This is a genomic window from bacterium (assembly GCA_019695305.1).
Lineage (GTDB): Bacteria > UBA10199 > UBA10199 > UBA10199 > JAIBAG01 > JAIBAG01.
The window spans coordinates 68,413-85,860 of the sequence record JAIBAG010000006.1; the positions used below are offsets into that span (position 1 = coordinate 68,413).

General features: G+C 42.0%; 15 protein-coding genes. 8 read left to right on the forward strand and 7 right to left on the reverse strand.

Features of this window, described 5'->3' with window-relative positions:
* Nucleotides 1-33 precede the first annotated feature (33 nt).
* Together K1X76_04555 and K1X76_04560 are read left to right on the forward strand one after the other, a co-directional pair.
* A complete protein-coding gene (locus K1X76_04555; protein MBX7148333.1) occupies nucleotides 34-669 on the forward strand; it encodes a TetR/AcrR family transcriptional regulator in 636 nt (211 codons plus the stop codon).
* Complete coding sequence (locus K1X76_04560; protein MBX7148334.1) at nucleotides 666-2,081, forward strand: alkaline phosphatase family protein; 1,416 nt, start codon at nucleotides 666-668, stop codon at nucleotides 2,079-2,081. Before K1X76_04555 ends, K1X76_04560 begins: the two co-directional genes overlap by 4 nt.
* A gap of 3 nt (nucleotides 2,082-2,084) precedes the next feature.
* Here the strand turns inward: K1X76_04560 and argC are convergent, their stop codons facing one another.
* The 3 genes from argC to rplM form a co-directional block, all read right to left on the reverse strand.
* Entirely contained in the window at nucleotides 2,085-3,131 is a 1,047-nt protein-coding gene (gene argC, locus K1X76_04565; protein ID MBX7148335.1) for an N-acetyl-gamma-glutamyl-phosphate reductase, read from the reverse strand.
* Between the two features lie 67 nt (nucleotides 3,132-3,198).
* Nucleotides 3,199-3,600 (reverse strand): 30S ribosomal protein S9, encoded by a 402-nt coding sequence (rpsI, locus tag K1X76_04570; protein MBX7148336.1) that lies wholly within the window; start codon nucleotides 3,598-3,600, stop codon nucleotides 3,199-3,201.
* A gap of 9 nt (nucleotides 3,601-3,609) precedes the next feature.
* The gene (rplM, locus tag K1X76_04575; GenBank protein ID MBX7148337.1) at nucleotides 3,610-4,035 is read right to left on the reverse strand and encodes a 50S ribosomal protein L13; all 426 of its coding nucleotides are present in this window, start codon (nucleotides 4,033-4,035) and stop codon (nucleotides 3,610-3,612) included.
* 151 nt (nucleotides 4,036-4,186) lie between these two features.
* Here rplM and K1X76_04580 point away from each other — a divergent pair, with 151 nt between their 5' ends.
* From K1X76_04580 to K1X76_04600, 5 genes are read left to right on the forward strand one after another with little or no spacing between them, the layout of a single operon-like run.
* Nucleotides 4,187-6,193 carry a 4Fe-4S dicluster domain-containing protein gene (locus tag K1X76_04580; GenBank protein ID MBX7148338.1) on the forward strand — a complete coding sequence of 669 codons (2,007 nt, stop codon included), beginning with the start codon at nucleotides 4,187-4,189 and terminating at the stop codon, nucleotides 6,191-6,193.
* Nucleotides 6,194-6,237: 44 nt separating this feature from the next.
* Complete coding sequence (locus K1X76_04585) at nucleotides 6,238-6,819, forward strand: hypothetical protein (GenBank protein MBX7148339.1); 582 nt, start codon at nucleotides 6,238-6,240, stop codon at nucleotides 6,817-6,819.
* Nucleotides 6,816-7,544 (forward strand): menaquinone biosynthesis protein, encoded by a 729-nt coding sequence (locus K1X76_04590; GenBank protein MBX7148340.1) that lies wholly within the window; start codon nucleotides 6,816-6,818, stop codon nucleotides 7,542-7,544. Before K1X76_04585 ends, K1X76_04590 begins: the two co-directional genes overlap by 4 nt.
* Nucleotides 7,541-8,683 carry a dehypoxanthine futalosine cyclase gene (gene mqnC, locus K1X76_04595; protein ID MBX7148341.1) on the forward strand — a complete coding sequence of 381 codons (1,143 nt, stop codon included), beginning with the start codon at nucleotides 7,541-7,543 and terminating at the stop codon, nucleotides 8,681-8,683. Before K1X76_04590 ends, mqnC begins: the two co-directional genes overlap by 4 nt.
* Entirely contained in the window at nucleotides 8,680-9,861 is a 1,182-nt protein-coding gene (locus K1X76_04600) for an amidohydrolase family protein (GenBank protein MBX7148342.1), read from the forward strand. The genes mqnC and K1X76_04600 overlap by 4 nt, the downstream gene beginning before the upstream one ends.
* On the opposite strand, the gene K1X76_04605 is transcribed toward K1X76_04600, so the two are convergent.
* Nucleotides 9,858-10,238: a response regulator gene (locus tag K1X76_04605; protein ID MBX7148343.1), complete on the reverse strand. Its 381-nt coding sequence runs from the start codon at nucleotides 10,236-10,238 to the stop codon at nucleotides 9,858-9,860. The genes K1X76_04600 and K1X76_04605 overlap by 4 nt on opposite strands.
* Before the next feature lie 360 nt (nucleotides 10,239-10,598).
* Here K1X76_04605 and K1X76_04610 point away from each other — a divergent pair, with 360 nt between their 5' ends.
* Entirely contained in the window at nucleotides 10,599-13,466 is a 2,868-nt protein-coding gene (locus K1X76_04610) for a hypothetical protein (GenBank protein ID MBX7148344.1), read from the forward strand.
* On the opposite strand, the gene K1X76_04615 is transcribed toward K1X76_04610, so the two are convergent.
* The 3 genes from K1X76_04615 to K1X76_04625 all read right to left on the reverse strand — a co-directional run bounded on the left by K1X76_04615 (nucleotide 13,463) and on the right by K1X76_04625 (nucleotide 17,433).
* Entirely contained in the window at nucleotides 13,463-14,860 is a 1,398-nt protein-coding gene (locus K1X76_04615; GenBank protein ID MBX7148345.1) for an amino acid permease, read from the reverse strand. The two genes, K1X76_04610 and K1X76_04615, sit on opposite strands and share 4 nt — an antisense overlap.
* The gene (locus K1X76_04620; protein MBX7148346.1) at nucleotides 14,857-15,528 is read right to left on the reverse strand and encodes a response regulator transcription factor; all 672 of its coding nucleotides are present in this window, start codon (nucleotides 15,526-15,528) and stop codon (nucleotides 14,857-14,859) included. Before K1X76_04620 ends, K1X76_04615 begins: the two co-directional genes overlap by 4 nt.
* 66 nt (nucleotides 15,529-15,594) lie before the next feature.
* Nucleotides 15,595-17,433, reverse strand: coding sequence for a PAS domain S-box protein (locus K1X76_04625; GenBank protein MBX7148347.1), 1,839 nt, complete (start codon nucleotides 17,431-17,433; stop codon nucleotides 15,595-15,597).
* Nucleotides 17,434-17,448 lie beyond the last annotated feature (15 nt).

Sequence of the window (17,448 nt, forward strand, 5' to 3'; positions counted from 1 at the left end):
TCGACGTCTCAAAGCCCTAAATCAGGGGTTCTCATGGCAGAACCTCTCACTCAAAAGCAGGAAGCCCGTAAACGCGAACTTTTAGACGCAGCCTTATTGGTATTTAGCCAAAAAGGTTATCATCAGGCACAAATAAGCGACATTATTGAAAAAGCTGATGTAGCCCGCGGGACTTTCTATTTATACTTTGAAGGCAAACGTGAAATTTTTGCCACTATTTTAGAAGAAATTATCCACGATGTAAGAGCCGAAATTGAATCCCTCCCAACCGACGCCGCAACCCGTATTCCCGACGCCATGAAAGGTAATCTTAAACGACTCACCAATCTCTTTGTTAAAAAGCCCAATTACGCGCGTGTACTCTTGTGTGAATCGGTTACGTTTGATGCCGAGAGCGATGAAAAATTAACCGCGTTTTACCATCATTTAATTGCCTATATTGAAAAAGCTCTAAAACAAGGTCAGGAAATGGGCTTTGTACGCGATGGTTCTACCAACATGCTGGCCATTTTTATATTAGGCACGCTTAAAGAACTCTTTTTTGAAATGATCTTGGGCAATACAAAATTTAAAGTAGATGACGCCGTAGAAGCACTGTATCAAAGCATTACACGTTTGGTGGCAAAACCCGAAATTTTAACCTACCTGTCCCAAGAAGGTTTGTTATGAAATACGAACATGCCATCCATTTTTTAATCGATGGCGCCCGTGTGGATATATTAAATAAACTGATTGCTGAAGGAAAACTCCCCAACATCTCGCGCTATATTATTGAAAATGGTTCGCACGACATGGCCTTTAGTTGCTTTCCTTCTACCACAGGCCCAGCCTTTACACCTATTATGACGGGATCTTTCCCTGGCACGTGTAACATCCCAGGCGTACGCTGGTTTGATAGGCATCTCTCTCCCCTTACGGCTTCACCGCATCGTTTTAGAGATTATTTTAGTTTAGGGATTTACAGGCTGGGAGCCGATATCCCCAAAAACATTAAAACCATGCACGAGCACATCCCCCATTCCGCTACTATTTTGGGGCTCATTAACCGAGGTTTGCCTCTTAAAAAGAAAGCTGGTTTTTTTACAGCTCCCTGGCTTTTTTACAAAGTGGTTAAAAAAAATGATGCCTTGGCCATGGAAGAAAAAGCATTTCAGTATTTTAAAAAACAAATGGCCTTAAAACCGCAGTATTTGTTTTATTATTTTCCTATTGTTGATTTATTTAGCCACAAATACGGAAGTAACTCCAAAGAAGTACTCCACTGCTATAAACGTGTCGATCACGATATTGGCCGCGTGGTGGCGTTTTTAAAAGAAAAGAAACTTTTTGATAAAACCCTCCTCATGCTCATGAGTGACCACGGGCACGAAGATGTAAAAGAACATTTTGATACCGATGCTTTTGTTGAAAAGTATTTTTCAAAAACACTGTATGTGCCAGGCCCCTACAAAACCTGGAGAAAAGCCCAAGCCATCAACATGGTATCGGGCAACAGTATGACCCATATTTACGTTAAAAGCGGGAAACACTGGAGGGGACATCACGATTTTGATCCTTTGGAAAAAAGCGGGCTAGTAGACGGACTACTCTCTAACAAAGCTATCGATTTTGTACTGGGTAAAAATCATGACGGAACAGTGGTGGTTAAAAGCAGACGCGGTAAAGCGTATTTAAAGGAAAATCATCACCAGCTAAGCTACACGGTGGATGGAAGCGACCCTTTTGGATATGGGCCTATCCCCAAACATTTAAGTTTTGATGAAGCTCTTACATTAACAGCCGATACTTCCTACCCCGATGCATTGGTTCAGTGCACACAAATTTTTAGAGCTAAAAGAGCTGGCGATCTTATTTGCGCGGCAAGCCCAGGTTACGATTTACGAGAAGGCAAAAAGGAAGTGTATGAACATCGTTCATCGCATGGCTCGCTCCATCGCGCTCATATGAGCATCCCGTTTTTTACCAATGCCAAATTAAAACCAGGACCTAAACGCTCGGCCGATATCTTTGCCGTTACACTTGCCGGTTTGGATATTAAACCTTTACACACGCTGGATGGTAAATCTCATTTAGAAAACTAAAAGTTAAGGATAAAGCGACAGACCTGTTAAACCCGTTTTTTCGGGAAAACCCATCATCAGATTAAAAGCCTGAATAGACTGACCGGAAGCGCCTTTGGTAAGATTGTCGATGGCCGATACCACCACAATGCGATCAGTTCTGGGATCAAACAAGACGCCAATATGACAAAAATTAGTACCCCGCACTTCTTTGGTGGTAGGTAGTTTTCCTTCTGGTAAAATATTTACAAAATACGATTTTTTATAAAACTGCTGATACACTTTTATCAGCTCGGCCGTATTCCATCGTCTTTTGGGACGCACATAAATGGTAGATAAAATGCCCCGGTCCATGGGCACCAAATGTGGGGAGAATAATACCGTTACTTTTTCACCGGCTAAGCCCGAAAGTTCCTGCTCAATTTCAGGAGTATGCCGGTGGCGCGCAATATTATACGCTTTAAAACTATCGTTTACTTCACAAAAAAGAGAATCTACTTTTGCACTCCTCCCCGCTCCACTGGTACCCGATTTAGAATCACAAATAATGTCATCACTAGAAATCATCCCCTTTTTTAAGAGTGGAGCTAGTCCCAAGGTAATACTGGTTGGGTAACAACCCGGAGAAGCAATGAGTTTTGCCTTTTTAATATCGGCCGCGTAAATTTCGGGTAGGCCATAGACAGCTTCAGGCAAAAGTTTCTTTTGGCTGTGGGGTCCATACCAGGTTTCGTAAACCGAAGGATCTTTAAGTCTAAAATCGGCAGACAAATCTACCACCTTCACGCCTCTGGCTCTAAAGGCCGCAGCCACATTCATGGCTTCGTGATGCGGTAAGCATAAAAAAACCACCTTCACTTTTTTGCTAATGGCCGGCACATTAATTTTTTCGCATTTTAAATCGACACGCCCCAAAAAAGAGGGATACACACTGCTAAAAGCCTCCCCCGCATATTGCTGGGAGGTAAGCGAGGTAATTTTTACTTTGGGATGATTGTATAAAAGACGCACCAATTCCACGCCGGTATACCCGGTAGCACCCACAATACCTACAGAAAGTGAAGAAGCCATAAGGATTCCTTTATAAAGGAATTACTAAAAAATGATAAGAATTATTTCGAAAAGACAACCAAAACGATTAACGTTTAGAGTATTGGCTTCTCTTACGAGCCTTACGATGACCCGTCTTTTTACGTTCCACAATACGCGAATCGCGGGTTAAAAACCCGTTTTTGGAAAGTGGTTTGCGATAATCGGGGTTTAAAGCAAGAAGAGCACGCGAGAGAGCGTGACGGATAGCATAGGCCTGTCCAGCGGGGCCACCGCCGTATACACGGGCCACAATGTTGAATTTGCCGGCATTTCCCGTTACTTCAATTGGGTTCATGATAATCATGCGGAGCACGGCACGTCCGAAGAAGTTTTCAAAAGTGCGTTCGTTAACCTTAATTTCGCCTTCACCGGGAGTGATGTACAAACGAGCGACAGAGGTTTTTCTTTTTCCTACACCAAAAAATTTTTTAGTTGAGAGAGTTGCCATAATGAAACCTTATAAACTGAGTACTTGTGGATTTTGAGCACCATGAGGATGTTCCGAACCCGAATAAACTTTGAGTTTTTTAATCATTTTATGAGCCAGGGTATTGCGCGGAAGCATGCCCTTTACAGCTTGGGTAATCACGCGTTCGGCATCGGTTTTAAGAACTTTTTCAGCCGAAAGCGATTTAAGACCGCCCATATAACCAGTGTGGCGGTAATAAATTTTTTGATCCATTTTGTTTCCAGTAAGCACCACTTTAGCAGCGTTTAACACTACTACAAAATCACCACTGTCGATATGGGGAGCGAAAGAAGGCTTATTCTTTCCTCTTAAAATATCGGCAATTTTGGTAGCGGCTCTACCTAAAACTTTTCCGTTTAAATCAATAACATACCAGCTGCGGCTTGCGTCTTTATTTGTCTTTTCCTGAGTCATAGAGGGGGGGACCTTATAAGCCACCGGCCTTAATGTCAAGGCAAAAAAAACCGGAAAATGAGATCAAAATTCTATTGTAGTTTCGGCCCTTTTTGGTAAACAGAACCCTCAATTTTGATAAGAATTTAACAAATTTTTTGGGGGCTTTACCATGTTTCCTATTATCACTGCACTCTTCCTTCTTACAGCCATAGCGGCCTTTAGCTACTCTATGTATAATCGCCTGTCACTCTTAAAAGTAGCTCAGGGTAAAGATAACCGTATCGACCAACTTGGTCTTCGTATCAAAGGTATGCTCGCCTACGCCATTGGCCAAAAGCGCTTTTTCCGTAAAAAGCGCGACCCCAAATCCGGTATTATCCACGCCATTATCTTTTGGGGCTTTTGCGTTATTTCACTGCGTACTATCATGCTTTTTGGCATGGGCTTTTCTAAAAACTTTGCCCTACCCTTTATGGACGGTGCTTTTGGCTTTGCTTATCGCGCCACCTTACATACATTTTTATTATTGGTGAGTGTTGCCATCCTCATGTTTTTATACCGTCGTATTGTAACTAAACCCAAACGCTTAACCCTTTCGGGAGAAGCCATTCTCATCCTCTGCGTCATTTTAAGCCTCATGGTATCCGACATGTTTTTTGATGGTTCGCATCAACTGCTTACCGGCATGACAGAACCCGGTGCTTTTATGGGAAGCCTCTTAGCTCTCTTTCTTAAAAATTTATCGCCGGATACTTTATCAGTTATTAACGGCACATCGTTTTTAATTCACATAGCTCTTATCTTGGGCTTCCTTAATTATCTTCCCTACGGAAAGCACTTTCACATTATTACCGGCGTTCCCAATGTTCTCTTCCGCAATTTAAAACCCTACGGTGCATTAAACCCTATTAACCTGGAGGACGAAAACGCCACCACCTTTGGTAACGATAAAATTGAGCAGTTTACCTGGAAAAATTATTTTGACTGGTACACCTGTACCGAATGCGGCCGCTGCCAGGATGTATGCCCCGCTTTTAACAGTGACAAACCCCTCTCCCCCAAAGAACTGACTATTAGCTTGCGCGACTTTTTATATAAAAAGCAGGGCAAACTTGTGGGCGCTTTAAACGGCAAAGAATTTGAAAAGGACGAAGCCGGCTTTATTAAAGATGAAAAGGCTCTTTTGGGAGAAACCATCGATCACGAAATTTTGTGGTCGTGCACCACCTGCCGTGCCTGCGAAGAAGCCTGTCCTGTCTTTATTGAATACGTACAAGAAATTGTAGACATGCGCCGCAACCTGGTGCTGGTGCAAGGCGCCATGGCTCCTGAGGTACAAAACAGTTTTACCAATATGGAACGCAACTACAACCCTTGGGGTATTGGTTATACCGAACGCGGCAGCTGGGCTAAAAGCGTGGGTGTTAAAACGCTCGCTGAAGATCCTAATGTGGAATACCTCTACTTTGCCGGTTGCGCTGCCAACTTTGATGATAAAAACAAAAAGGTAGCCACACAGCTTTCTCAATTATTGCAAAAAGCCAATGTAAGCTTTGGTATTTTGGGCACCGAAGAAAAATGTACCGGTGATTCTGCCCGCCGTTTAGGGAATGAATATTTGGCTCAAACACTTATGAAGGAAAACATTGAAACCTTCAATAAATACAAAATTAAAAAGGTAATTACCTCGTGCCCACACTGCTTTAACAGTATTAAAAATGAATTCCCTCAGTTTGGCGGCAATTATGAAGTAGTTCACCATACCGATTTACTCAATCAGCTGATTAAGGAAGAAAAAATAAAACCCGAAAAGCCGGTAGATAAAAAGGTTGTTTATCACGATTCGTGTTATTTGGGTCGTTATAACGAAATTTACGATGCTCCTCGTGAAATTTTGCAAGCAGTCCCTGGCGTTACTATTACCGAAGCGCAAAACAATAAATCTAATGGACGCTGCTGCGGTGCTGGCGGCGGACGCATGTGGATTGAAGAAAAAATTGGCACTAAAGTGAACCATATGCGTACCGACGATTTAAAAGAAACCGGTGCCGATATGGCGGCAACGGCCTGCCCTTTCTGTAAAATTATGATTAGCGATGGTATTAAAGACCGTGCGCCAAGCATGGAAACACAAGATGTGGTAGAAATTTTGGCTCAAAGCGTTAATTTAGGTTAAAAAAGTATAATAGTATAATGGCTCATAAGTGGTATTCTGGTACTATGAAAAAACACGTATGCTATCTTATTATAGGGTTAACTTTAGTAAGTCCTTTGGCTTTTGCTAAAAAGAAGACTAACCCCTCTTCTGCACAGGCAACACCAATCCCGGGCACTAATGCCAAATTAGCAGCCCTCCAATACCGCTTAAACAATATGTCGCCCGACGACAAACGTTTGTTTGACGCCTTAACCGACGATCAACAGCGCGATATTAAAGCCGGAAAAGTATCCAAGGGGTTTAACGAATGGATGGTAAAACTGTCTTGGGGTGAACCTTTTTATGCCACCGAGCACCATCCCATTTATGTAGATTACGAACAAGTTTGGCTCTATACCAAAATTGAAAAATCAAATGACGTGAGTGAAGAAAAAATTATTGATCCTACCAATAATTGGCCCACCATTCATCGTAAAACAAAAACAAAAAGCTGCACGTTGGGCGATACTTTTGTGTTATGGGATAGAGGTGTAGTAGACGACATTAAGCCCGCTAACGATCGCCAAATTTACGGAAAATGCACCATAGAAACTAGCGAAGCCTTTTTACCTATTGTTAATGGCGTGCCTGTGGAACCCAAATGAAAATTGGAGCCGTTCCCTATCTCAATGCAAAACCTCTGTTGTGGGGACTTGAAAATGAAGTAACCCTTGCTCATCCTTCGGTACTACATAGCATGATGCACAATGGCGAACTCGATCTGGCTTTACTCCCTCTTTTTAGTTTTTTAGACAATCCCCATTATCAGCTTTATCTACAGGCCGGTGTTATTCAATCACGCGGCCCGGTAAAAAGTGTTCTTTTGTTTTACAGAGACTCTCTGCCATCCATAGAAGCCATTAAAACGGTAAAACTAACACCCGATTCAAAAACATCGGTGGGACTGTTTAAGGTTCTCTCTTCCTTTCTATGGAAGCGAACAGACATCCAGATTGTAGACAAAAACTTTGATGCCGAACTCCTCATTGGCGACGAAGCCCTGCTCTTTAATAAGCCTGGTTATAAAGTTTATGACCTTGGAGACGCTTGGAATAATTGGGCAAAACTACCCTTTACTTATGCCGCGTGGATTTCCAATAAGCCCGTATCGGACGCTCTTATTAATAAACTTATAGTGGCTAAAGATGAAGGTTTAAAACACCGTACAAACATTGCCAAAAACCAGCATTTTTTGCCCCAAGAGGCCTGTTTGGCCTATTTGACAGAAAATATTTATTATGACATGAACCCTACAACCATGGAGGGAATAGCCCTGTACGAAAAGCACCTGTTTAACCTGGGTCTTATCTCTTCTAAACGTTATACATGATTGAGGATATTTTAAATAAAGCTTTAGACGGCAAGCGCATCACTACCGACGAAGCCAAAATTCTGCTAACAAAGGCGGATGTATTGCAATTAGGCGAAGTAGCGCATACATTATCGCTGCGTAAAAATAACAAACGGGTTGCTTATCTCATCGATCGGAATATCAATTATACAAACGTGTGCGTGGCCCGCTGTTCGTTCTGTGCTTTTTACCGCCCCACTCCAGGCCACAAAGAAGGTTATGATTTAAGCTTTGAAGATATCAGCCAAAAAATCAACGAAACTCTTGATATGGGCGGCACCCGCATTCTTATGCAGGGAGGCCTTCATCACAATCACACTATTGAATACTACGAAAAATTAATTGGCCATATACACACGCATCATCCCTCGCTCCATATTCATGCTTTTTCGCCTCCCGAAATTTATCATGTATCTACTAAGGCAGGCATTACATACGACGAAGCTTACAAACGCCTTAAAGCTGTTGGCCTTAAAACCATGCCCGGTGGCGGCGCCGAAATTTTAGTAAACGAAATCCGCGATAAAATTGCCGTGGGTAAGTGCAATGCCGATGAATGGCTTACAGTAATGGAAGCGGCTCACCGTAATGGCGTACAATCAACGGCTACCATGATGATGGGACATATAGAAAGCGTGGATGACCGCTTAACCCACATCAGCCGTTTAAGAGAACTGCAAGACAAAACAAAAGGGTTTTTGTCGTTTATTCCTTGGACTTTCCAACCCGAAAACACCCCGCTACACCCCAAAATTAAACGTAATAAAAATGTGAAACTCACGCACGCTTACGAATATTTAAAATTTTTAGCCCTCTCGCGTATCTTTTTAGATAATTTCGACCATGTTCAAGTAAGCATGCTCACGCAAGGTTCTAAAATTGCCCAAATTGGTTTAAGCTTTGGCGCGGATGATTTAGGAAGCTTGCTCATTGAAGAAAACGTGGTACGCTTGGCCGGAAAACCACAGGAAATGGATTTGAAAAAAGAAAAGATGGAAGCACTCATTCGTGAAGCGGGCTTTACTCCCTATGAACGCGATACCTATTACAACGAAATTAAAAACTCCCGCTCGGGCAATGCCCAAGTGTTGTCGCAACCCATCACGCTAGCCTCGTGATTTATCTCCATGCCCATACCCTTGTTACCATGACGGGAGAAATTATCTCTCCGGGCACTCTTGTTATTCACCAAAACAAAATCGAAAAAGTAGCCGCCGGCCACCTCTCTCCTTCATCTGCCGATAGCTTAATAGACTTAAGCAATACAGTACTTTTCCCGGGATTTATCAATGCCCACTGCCATTTAGAATATACAGCCATGGGACCCCTTCAAAACCGTTCATTTACAGCGTGGATTAAAGAAATTGTAAGTGCCAAACAGAAAGCGGATGACAGTAAAATAAATGCAGGGATTAATAAAGGCATCAAAACACTTCTGCAAAATGGTGTTACTACTGTAGGCGATCACATCAGTTTTAATACACCACTGGAAGCCATTTTAAAATCTCCTTTGCGCGGCATTTTATTTGCCGAAGCTTTGGGCGTTGCGGATGATGTGGGGCAAGGCATTTATCATAGCCTTCAAAATTTGAAAACCAGCCTTCCGCCGTCACAGTTTCAATTTTCAATCACGCCCCACTCGGTTCACGCATTAAATCCGAATGTACTCAAAGAAATTTTGATGAAAGAACCAGGCCCCTTTTCTATTCACCTGGCTGAAAGCGATGACGAACACCAGTTTTTTTCACTCAAACAAGGCCCCTTACACAATTTTATTAAAGAAAGAGCCCCGCATTTTAAATATGAATCACATAGTGGTTTAAAACATATCATCAACAGTAATTTACCGGTGAATAAGCTAACACTTATTCACGGAAATTATTTGGATGATGTAGAACAAAATTTTGTTTTAAAAAACAAAATTCCCGTTGTACACTGCCCAGGCTCGCATCGTTTTTTTAATCATCAAGATTTTCCACTAGAAAAATATCTTAAGCACAACCACCCTGTAGCGCTAGGAACCGATAGCCACGCCAGTAACGATCACTTTTCGTTCTTGGAAGAATTAAAGCTGGTTCATAAAAGCCATCCTTCTTTAAGTGCCAAGCAAATTATCACCATGGCCACGGTAAATGGTGCCAAAGCGTTGCGGATGGAAAATATAATTGGAAGTTTGGAAAATGAAAAATCAGCTGATATTGTGGGTTTTAAAATGCAAAATATAGAAGATCCCTTTCAATTACCTTTTCTTTTAAACAAGTGCGATTTTTTGATGATAAATGGAATAAAAATTTAAACCACAGCTTTGGGCTCAAAATACTGCGTTAAATGGGGTAATTCATGTTGACGTAAATCGTTAGCGGTAAGCAGATGTGTTGCACCTTCTTCCAAAGCCTCAGTAAACAAGGCTTCGCTGATGGAATCTTTCACAAAAGCCAAAATGCGGCTTTGATCGTGATGCACAAGTAATTTTATTTTTTTAAGAATGCTCATTCCATCACGCATCCCCATATCGATAATGATAATATCCCAACGTTTCATAAACAGCGGCCCAAAAGCCGCTTCGTAGGAAGGGCAACATAAAATAGCCGCCGCTTTTGCACGTTGGCAAGCTTCAGAAATAAGAGCAGCCTGTTCTTGGCTACTGGATACAATTAAAATGGAATAGGCCATACGATTTTACTACTCTAAGGAATCCTAAAAAACGGGATAAGGCTATGATCAAACAAATTAATGAATGAAATACATCAATTTGTTTGTCATAGCCTAAGGCCTCCCTCTTAAAAAGGCCTGTGTGTAAAATAGAGAAATTTACACAAATTATCAATCAGGGGCGCCCTAATTATTTAGTAAGGCAATCACCTATTGGAGCACTTTTTTCTACTTAACGCATTGTGTTATAACCCCTTAAAAATAAAAGGAAACTTTATTTGAACTCTGTCGATAAAACGTGTAGAAAAATGGGCAATCAAACTGGCATTTTCTAGCGGTTTTTAGGGGTCATCAGCTACAGAGTGTTTTCAATTAAATCACATGGGATCTTCCATAGTTGTACCACCACGTGTGGGACTAATTACATCTTCCGATGCCCCCGCTATAGGGGAAAGGCATTATTTGGGGTTTATTGGTGACGAGCAATACTACCAAGACCCCTATAATTTGGGTGCCTTTCGCTCTCAGGCTGTTAATAGCTATGCCCCAGGATTAAGACTACCGGCCAAACTGCATGGCATTTCCTACATTCACGAAGCCTTGGCCCGTCAAGTTATTGAGGAATTAGGCCCTGAATTTCAGGGCAATATTTCTATGGGCGATTTAACCGATGTTTGCACGGTTGATGAATTGCAATATTTTTTAACAACACTTGAAAAAATTAAAAGTGCCACCCCTCTTAACCGGGTCCTTCTTTTTTTAATCGGTAATCACGAAGTATTTCATGCCGGCACAACTAATTCGGGACGTAATTTTGGAAGTTTATTAGGAATTATTTTTAGCCTCAACATGGGCCGTAATTACAAAGACAATGTACACGGACCCGAAGCTGGTGGAAACGATAATGTTTTGGATAAAGATATTTTAGTTAGAACTCTTTACCATTTTGCTTTTGGGCGCGAATTAGATCCTCCTGTTCTTACCCAAAGTAATCATCAAAGTTATTCCCTTTCTAACGGCACACAGGGGCAATGGGATAATTTAGAACAAGTATATCGCGATTTTTGGAAACAAGAACCCGATGGTAGTTTTAGTGCTATCACAAAAAACAAGCTGCATAACGAAGAAGCACGCCCCGAAGAAAGATGGGTTCAAACAACGGCCGCTAAAATGGAAGATTTACAAACCCAAAACGGAAACCATCCGGTTTACATGATTGGGCTTGATACTATGGATTACACGGGCATCAGCAGCGCCGTGGCCGGTGGTATTTACGGTTATGTGTCATACGAGCAAGTTCAGCGTGTGAAAGCTTTTATATACATGAAGAAAAAAGAAAACCCCGGCGCCAAATTTATGCTGGGCGGACATCATAATATTCCTGACTTAGCCAAGTTTCTCCAATCACAATTATCCGATATTCTATCGGATGATGATGTTATTTGTTATATTGGGGCCCATGCGCATATCCGCGGCTATGCTAATTTGGCCGACGCACAAAATGCCAACACCTATCACATTAACCGCAATACCCCTCTTCCACAAATTACGGTTCCTTCGGTAATGGATTATCCCAACGAAATGATGGTACTGGAATACGGCGTAAAAAATCCTCAAGACAACGAACTTTATTTTGAATTTACTTTTAAAAGCATTGATGAAGACCATTTACCCGGACATACCGCTTTGGTAGACGCCGAAATAGACAAATTACGGCCCTCATTTAATACTTTTGCCTCGGGATTGGCACATTTTGACGACCCTCAAACCGCACTTTTAGGCTCTCCCAAAGCTAATTTGTGGGACAAGCTGGAAACCCTGCTTGATATAGATCATGGACTTATTTTACGAAAAGGCCGTTTGGTAGATACTGCAGTGGCGCACGATGTAATTCCTACCATGGTACAAGCCAATATTTTGTATAAACGTCTAGCCTTGGCACAAATTAAAATTACATTAATTGAAAATGGATATTCCGAATTAGCTCTTGCCATTGAAACAGCCTACAGCAACTACTTAGATTCGCTTATTAGCTATTACGAAGATACCTACAGCGAAGAAACCCATTCCAACCCGCAACAAGATATCGACCCTCATGATGACCATCCCGATCCGTTATCTCATGAACAGCACGTCAATATCCATTATCTCGATCGCTATAAAGATGCCCTAGCACAGGTTATTGCTACGGCTCAGCAAACTGTAAAATCGGATATAAAATACGTGCAATCTACTCCTCACATTTTAGAGTTAATGGGCGATGATCTCAATTTTTTCAAGGATTGGGTTATTCAATACAACAATCTTCAAAATACTAAAGCAGAAGACAGAGCCTTAAGTGCCATGGCTAATCTTTTTGGCAATGAATATTTTGGTTCTATCCGATCCCACTTATGGGAAATCCCCTACGGATCACAAGCGGCCGCCTTTGCAACGTTGGCAGGCCTTGAATCGGCACGCATAGAGCAGGCTTATAAAGATGGTGAAGCCGATGAAAAAGCCAAAGGTGGAGGCCAAATAGTTCCCGATACCATTCGATTTACAGTATCTACCGAAGATGACGATATAAGCCTTCTGGATTTGCCTAACCCCATTGACAACAGCTCTTTATTAACAAGTCTTTTTAAAAAGAAGCCAGACTCCATGCCTATCATGCTGCATAATACCGATACAGGCACACATCACACCACATTTGCCATTGGAGCAACGCGTAGCGATGGAACTAATACATATAACGGCGATAAAAACACACCAATAAATGGCATTTTTAACACTTTTGGATTACGTTCTGGCCAAGTATGGCATTTTTTTGGAGGCTCTAATCAGGCGCGCATGACTGTTGGAGCTGAAGGCGAATTTTTCTTCGATTGGCAACGCACGCGTTTAAATATAGACGGCGACAGAAATGTGGATGTATGGCGTAATAATTTGGGATTAGTGGGCCGTGGCTCTATTGGTTTTGGCGACCCATGGGGATGGATTAGTATAGGCGCCTTTGTACAAACAGGCATGGCATTAAGACAAATTGATGAAGACCCTTTAACAGGAAACTGGGGATCATTTAGTCCGGCACTGGTAATGGGAGCTGGGGCATCAATTGGCTTTTTGGATGGTATTCTTACCGTTGATATAGGACGACAATGGTATATTGGAGAAAACAACACGGCTATCAAAACAGTGTTTGGAGGAGCCTCAGTTGATATTTTGGCCCTCTGCCGCTTTTTTGAAGTACGCCGCCGCGATCGTTAATTTTTCTTATTGAGAACGCTATTTTTGTAACTATACCCAAAATAAATAACTAAACCAATTACGAGCCAAATCCCAAAACGTTCCCAGGTCAGCCGAGGCAACTTGGCCATCAACACTACACAAGCAATAATACCTAAAATGGGAAGTACAGGAACACCGGGGCAACGAAACCCGCGATGCAAATTAGGCTCTTTATATCGCAATACAATTACACCACCACACACTAAAGCAAAGGCAAATAAAGTACCAATATTAGTGAGTTCGGCCGCAGTCCCAATATCTATAAAAGCGGCAATAGCAGCCACAATCAGACCTGTTAAAATTTGGCTTCTATACGGCGTTTTAAATATGGGATGAACTTTAGCAGCCCAGGGCCAAATTAAACCATCACGCGACATTGCAAAAAAAATACGTGGCTGCCCCATCAGAAGTACAACAAGCACGCTGGTAAGGCCCGTTACCGCTCCTGCCGACACCAAAGCAGAGCCCCAATTATAACCCAAACGCTCCATAGCCAAAGCAATGGGTGCCGATACTCTCAGCTCGGTATAAGGAACCACACCCGTTAAAATTCCAGAAACAATGATGTACAAAATAGTACAAATAACAAGCGAGGCAATAATACCAATAGGTAAATCACGTTGCGGGTTTTTAGCTTCCTCTGCGGCTGTAGAAACTGCATCAAAACCAATATAGGCAAAAAACACAATAGCCGCTCCCGACACCACACCCGAAAAACCAAAAGGCATAAAAGGATGCCAGTTAACCGGCTGAATCCCCTTCACTCCCACCGCAATAAAAACACCAATGGCCAAAAGTTTAATAAATACCATAGCCGTGGTAAAACGGGCCGATTCCTTAATACCAACAACTAATAAACCTGTAATAATAAGCACAATAATAGCTGCGGGTAAGTTGATGATAGCACCAGGCGCCGTTCCCGGAGCCGCAGCACACCAGGCTGGTAAATGAATACCAAGTGATTCTAAAATTTTTACAAAATATCCAGACCAACCTACCGCCACAGCAATAGATCCAACCACGTACTCCAACACAAGATCCCAGCCAATGATCCAGGCAAAAATTTCGCCCAATGTAGAGTAAGAATAATTATAGGCCGAACCCGCTACCGGTAAAATGGAAGCAAATTCCGCATAACACAACGCTGTAAAAATGCAGGCCAACATTGAAACAACAAATGAAAGAACTACCGCAGGACCTGCATACTCAGCAGCAGCCACACCGGTAATTACAAAAATACCCACACCAATAATGCCGCCAATTCCCAAACAGGTTAAATCAAAAGCCGAGAGTGAACGTTTTAAATGATGATGTTCTTCAGTTACCTCCAAATCGGTCACCGTCACAATTTGTTTACGGCGGAAAACATTCATGTATGGCTCCCTTCCACCCATAAAATTGCTTGGTGTACAAGTTCGTTGGCACTTTTTAAGTTAAGCTTGTCTTTAATATGGGCCCGGTGAGCCTCTACAGTTTTCACACTTAATCGCAAATGATCGGCTATAGAACGTGTCCCCATCCCCTGCCCAATCATCCTAAAAATTTCCAGCTCACGATCGCTTAATTTTTCAACGGGATTAGGGCCATCAAACTCACGACCATCAATCATTTTGTCTATAAGTTTTTCTTTGAGACGACCACTTAAATACACATCACCTTTTAACACCATGCGTATGGCATTAATCATACTGTCGGTAGCTTCCTGCTTCATGATATAACCCTTAGCACCGGCACGTAAGGCACGCTCGGCATAAACCGATTCATCGTGCATGGATACAACAAGAGACGGCAATCCAGGGAACTGTTCACGCATTTCCTTGATAAGATCAAGGCCACTCCCGCCTTTAAGACTAATATCTACTAACACAACATCGGGATAATGATGACGAATAGCTTCCAGCGCACTCCGAATATCGCCGCCCTGGCCACAAACCGTTAAATCGTTTTCCTGATTGATCAATTGAATAATGCCGTGACGAATAATGGGATGATCATCCACAACCATTACTTTTTTACGGGTCGAAACGCCCACGCTTTCCATATTCATAAAACCTCCCTGTAACAAAAAAGACTATGTAAAATTATTGTGAGCACTATACAAAACGCATTAAATTTGGAAAGTACAAATCACACTTGTCCCCTCATTTTTAAGGGAATGAAATGACAGTTCGGCACCAATAACACTAGCTCTATAACGCATAATGTTAAGACCCATACCATCCCCCGCGCCTTCGCTACAAAAGCCTTTGCCATCATCTTGAATTTCTAGACGAATAAGCTGATCCTTTTTACCCAAAGTTATGCTGATATGTTGGGCTTCGCCATGACGAATCGCGTTATTAATGGCTTCCTGGATAATACGATATAAATGGAGAGCAAAATCGGTGGCTGGGATAACAATAGAGCTGTCCACCAAAAGTTTGCATGAAATACCGTAATAGTTCTGGCAACGAAATACCAACTCTTCCAATGCAGGTAAAAGTCCGTTTTCTTTTAATTCCACTGGGTATAAACCACGCGAGAGTGATCGACACTGGGCAATACTCTCATTTACCAATTGGGCAATCTCAGCAGCAGTTTTTGACTGAGGGTTTCCCTCACCCTGTAAAATTTGACTTAACCCTTTACACATCAGAGCAATTCCCGTTAAATTTTGCCCCAAACCATCATGCAAATCACGGCCAATTCTTTCTTGTACACGATCTGAAATTTCCAAAATCTCTTTTTCGAGTATTTTTTTCTGCGTAATGTTTCGAATTATGGCAACAACTTCTGTTGGGGCGCACGGTACAATACGGGCCTCAAAAAAATAAATACTTTCGTTAAAAGGCAATTGATACTCAAACGATTGCACGCTTCCGGTTTTAAAAGCCTTATCCATGGCCTCCGCTGTACGGCCAGCTAATTCGGGAGGAACAATAGTGTTAAAATTACGGCCAATCAAATTTTCAACGGGAGTAAGCAGAGGAATATCTTTAGGGGCTTTACAATCAAGATACACCCCTTCTTTATCAATACGAAACATAAGATCGGGGATAGCATCCAGTAAGGCACGGTTTTGCTCTTCGGTTTTGTATCGTTCCTGTTCGGCTCTTACTTTTTTGGTAATATCCACACATAAACCAATAGCCCCTATAGGATTTCCAGAAAAATCAACCAACTGCTCCACATAGGTTTCAAAAACAGTCCCCATCCATTCAAAATCGTATTGGCTCGATTCGCCTTTAATGGCATTTAAATGCGCCTTTATAGGCAAATACTCCGGATCCTTACTCCTCATATAATCATACAAGCTCACTCCAACCAATTCTTCGGGCTTTAAATTAAGCTTAGAGAGACCCGCACCATAAGAAGAAGTTATCATCAGATTTAAATCAACGCTCCATACAATACCTGCCACCTTATCAAGCAACAGGCGTAATTTACGCTCATTTTCCTTCAGCATCCCATCCTGTTTACGCTGATGTGTGATATCGCGCACAATAGATACAGCTCCATCAAGCTTAGCGTTTGCATAAATGGGGCTAGAATCCACATTAATAAAAATACCATCGGGGTGATCTTTGTTACGGATAAACATTTCTACGCCCGTACTTTTTTCACCCTTAATAGCACGGTAAAGAGGTAAATCATCCATCTTAAACGGCGTTTTTCCATCAGGCAAAAATAGTCCGTAGGTTTCGGTCCACTGATCGGGCAACACATCTTGCATGCCAAGCCCAACAACTTTATTGGCCATCGCATTAAACAAAACAAGTCTACCATTCTTATCGGCCACCACCACACCATCGCTCATACTATCCATCACCAGTGACAAATGGTTTTCTATTTCAAGTCTACGCTTCACTTCACTTTTTAAATATTGATTGGCAAAATAAAGACGAATAACTAGATAAACGGAAATGATAAATAAAAGAAGAGTAATACTATGAAACGAAAACGGCATTTAACCTCCCTCAAG

Coding starts and splice junctions, on each gene's coding strand:
- K1X76_04620 (MBX7148346.1), bottom strand. CDS start 15,528: ATGGAAAGCGTGGGCGTTTCGACCCGTAAAAAAGTAATGGTTGTGGAT.
- mqnC (MBX7148341.1), top strand. CDS start 7,541: ATGATTGAGGATATTTTAAATAAAGCTTTAGACGGCAAGCGCATCACT.
- K1X76_04580 (MBX7148338.1), top strand. CDS start 4,187: ATGTTTCCTATTATCACTGCACTCTTCCTTCTTACAGCCATAGCGGCC.
- K1X76_04610 (MBX7148344.1), top strand. CDS start 10,599: ATGGGATCTTCCATAGTTGTACCACCACGTGTGGGACTAATTACATCT.
- argC (MBX7148335.1), bottom strand. CDS start 3,131: ATGGCTTCTTCACTTTCTGTAGGTATTGTGGGTGCTACCGGGTATACC.
- K1X76_04605 (MBX7148343.1), bottom strand. CDS start 10,238: ATGGCCTATTCCATTTTAATTGTATCCAGTAGCCAAGAACAGGCTGCT.
- K1X76_04615 (MBX7148345.1), bottom strand. CDS start 14,860: ATGAATGTTTTCCGCCGTAAACAAATTGTGACGGTGACCGATTTGGAG.
- rpsI (MBX7148336.1), bottom strand. CDS start 3,600: ATGGCAACTCTCTCAACTAAAAAATTTTTTGGTGTAGGAAAAAGAAAA.
- K1X76_04590 (MBX7148340.1), top strand. CDS start 6,816: ATGAAAATTGGAGCCGTTCCCTATCTCAATGCAAAACCTCTGTTGTGG.
- K1X76_04585 (MBX7148339.1), top strand. CDS start 6,238: ATGAAAAAACACGTATGCTATCTTATTATAGGGTTAACTTTAGTAAGT.
- K1X76_04555 (MBX7148333.1), top strand. CDS start 34: ATGGCAGAACCTCTCACTCAAAAGCAGGAAGCCCGTAAACGCGAACTT.
- K1X76_04625 (MBX7148347.1), bottom strand. CDS start 17,433: ATGCCGTTTTCGTTTCATAGTATTACTCTTCTTTTATTTATCATTTCC.
- K1X76_04560 (MBX7148334.1), top strand. CDS start 666: ATGAAATACGAACATGCCATCCATTTTTTAATCGATGGCGCCCGTGTG.
- rplM (MBX7148337.1), bottom strand. CDS start 4,035: ATGACTCAGGAAAAGACAAATAAAGACGCAAGCCGCAGCTGGTATGTT.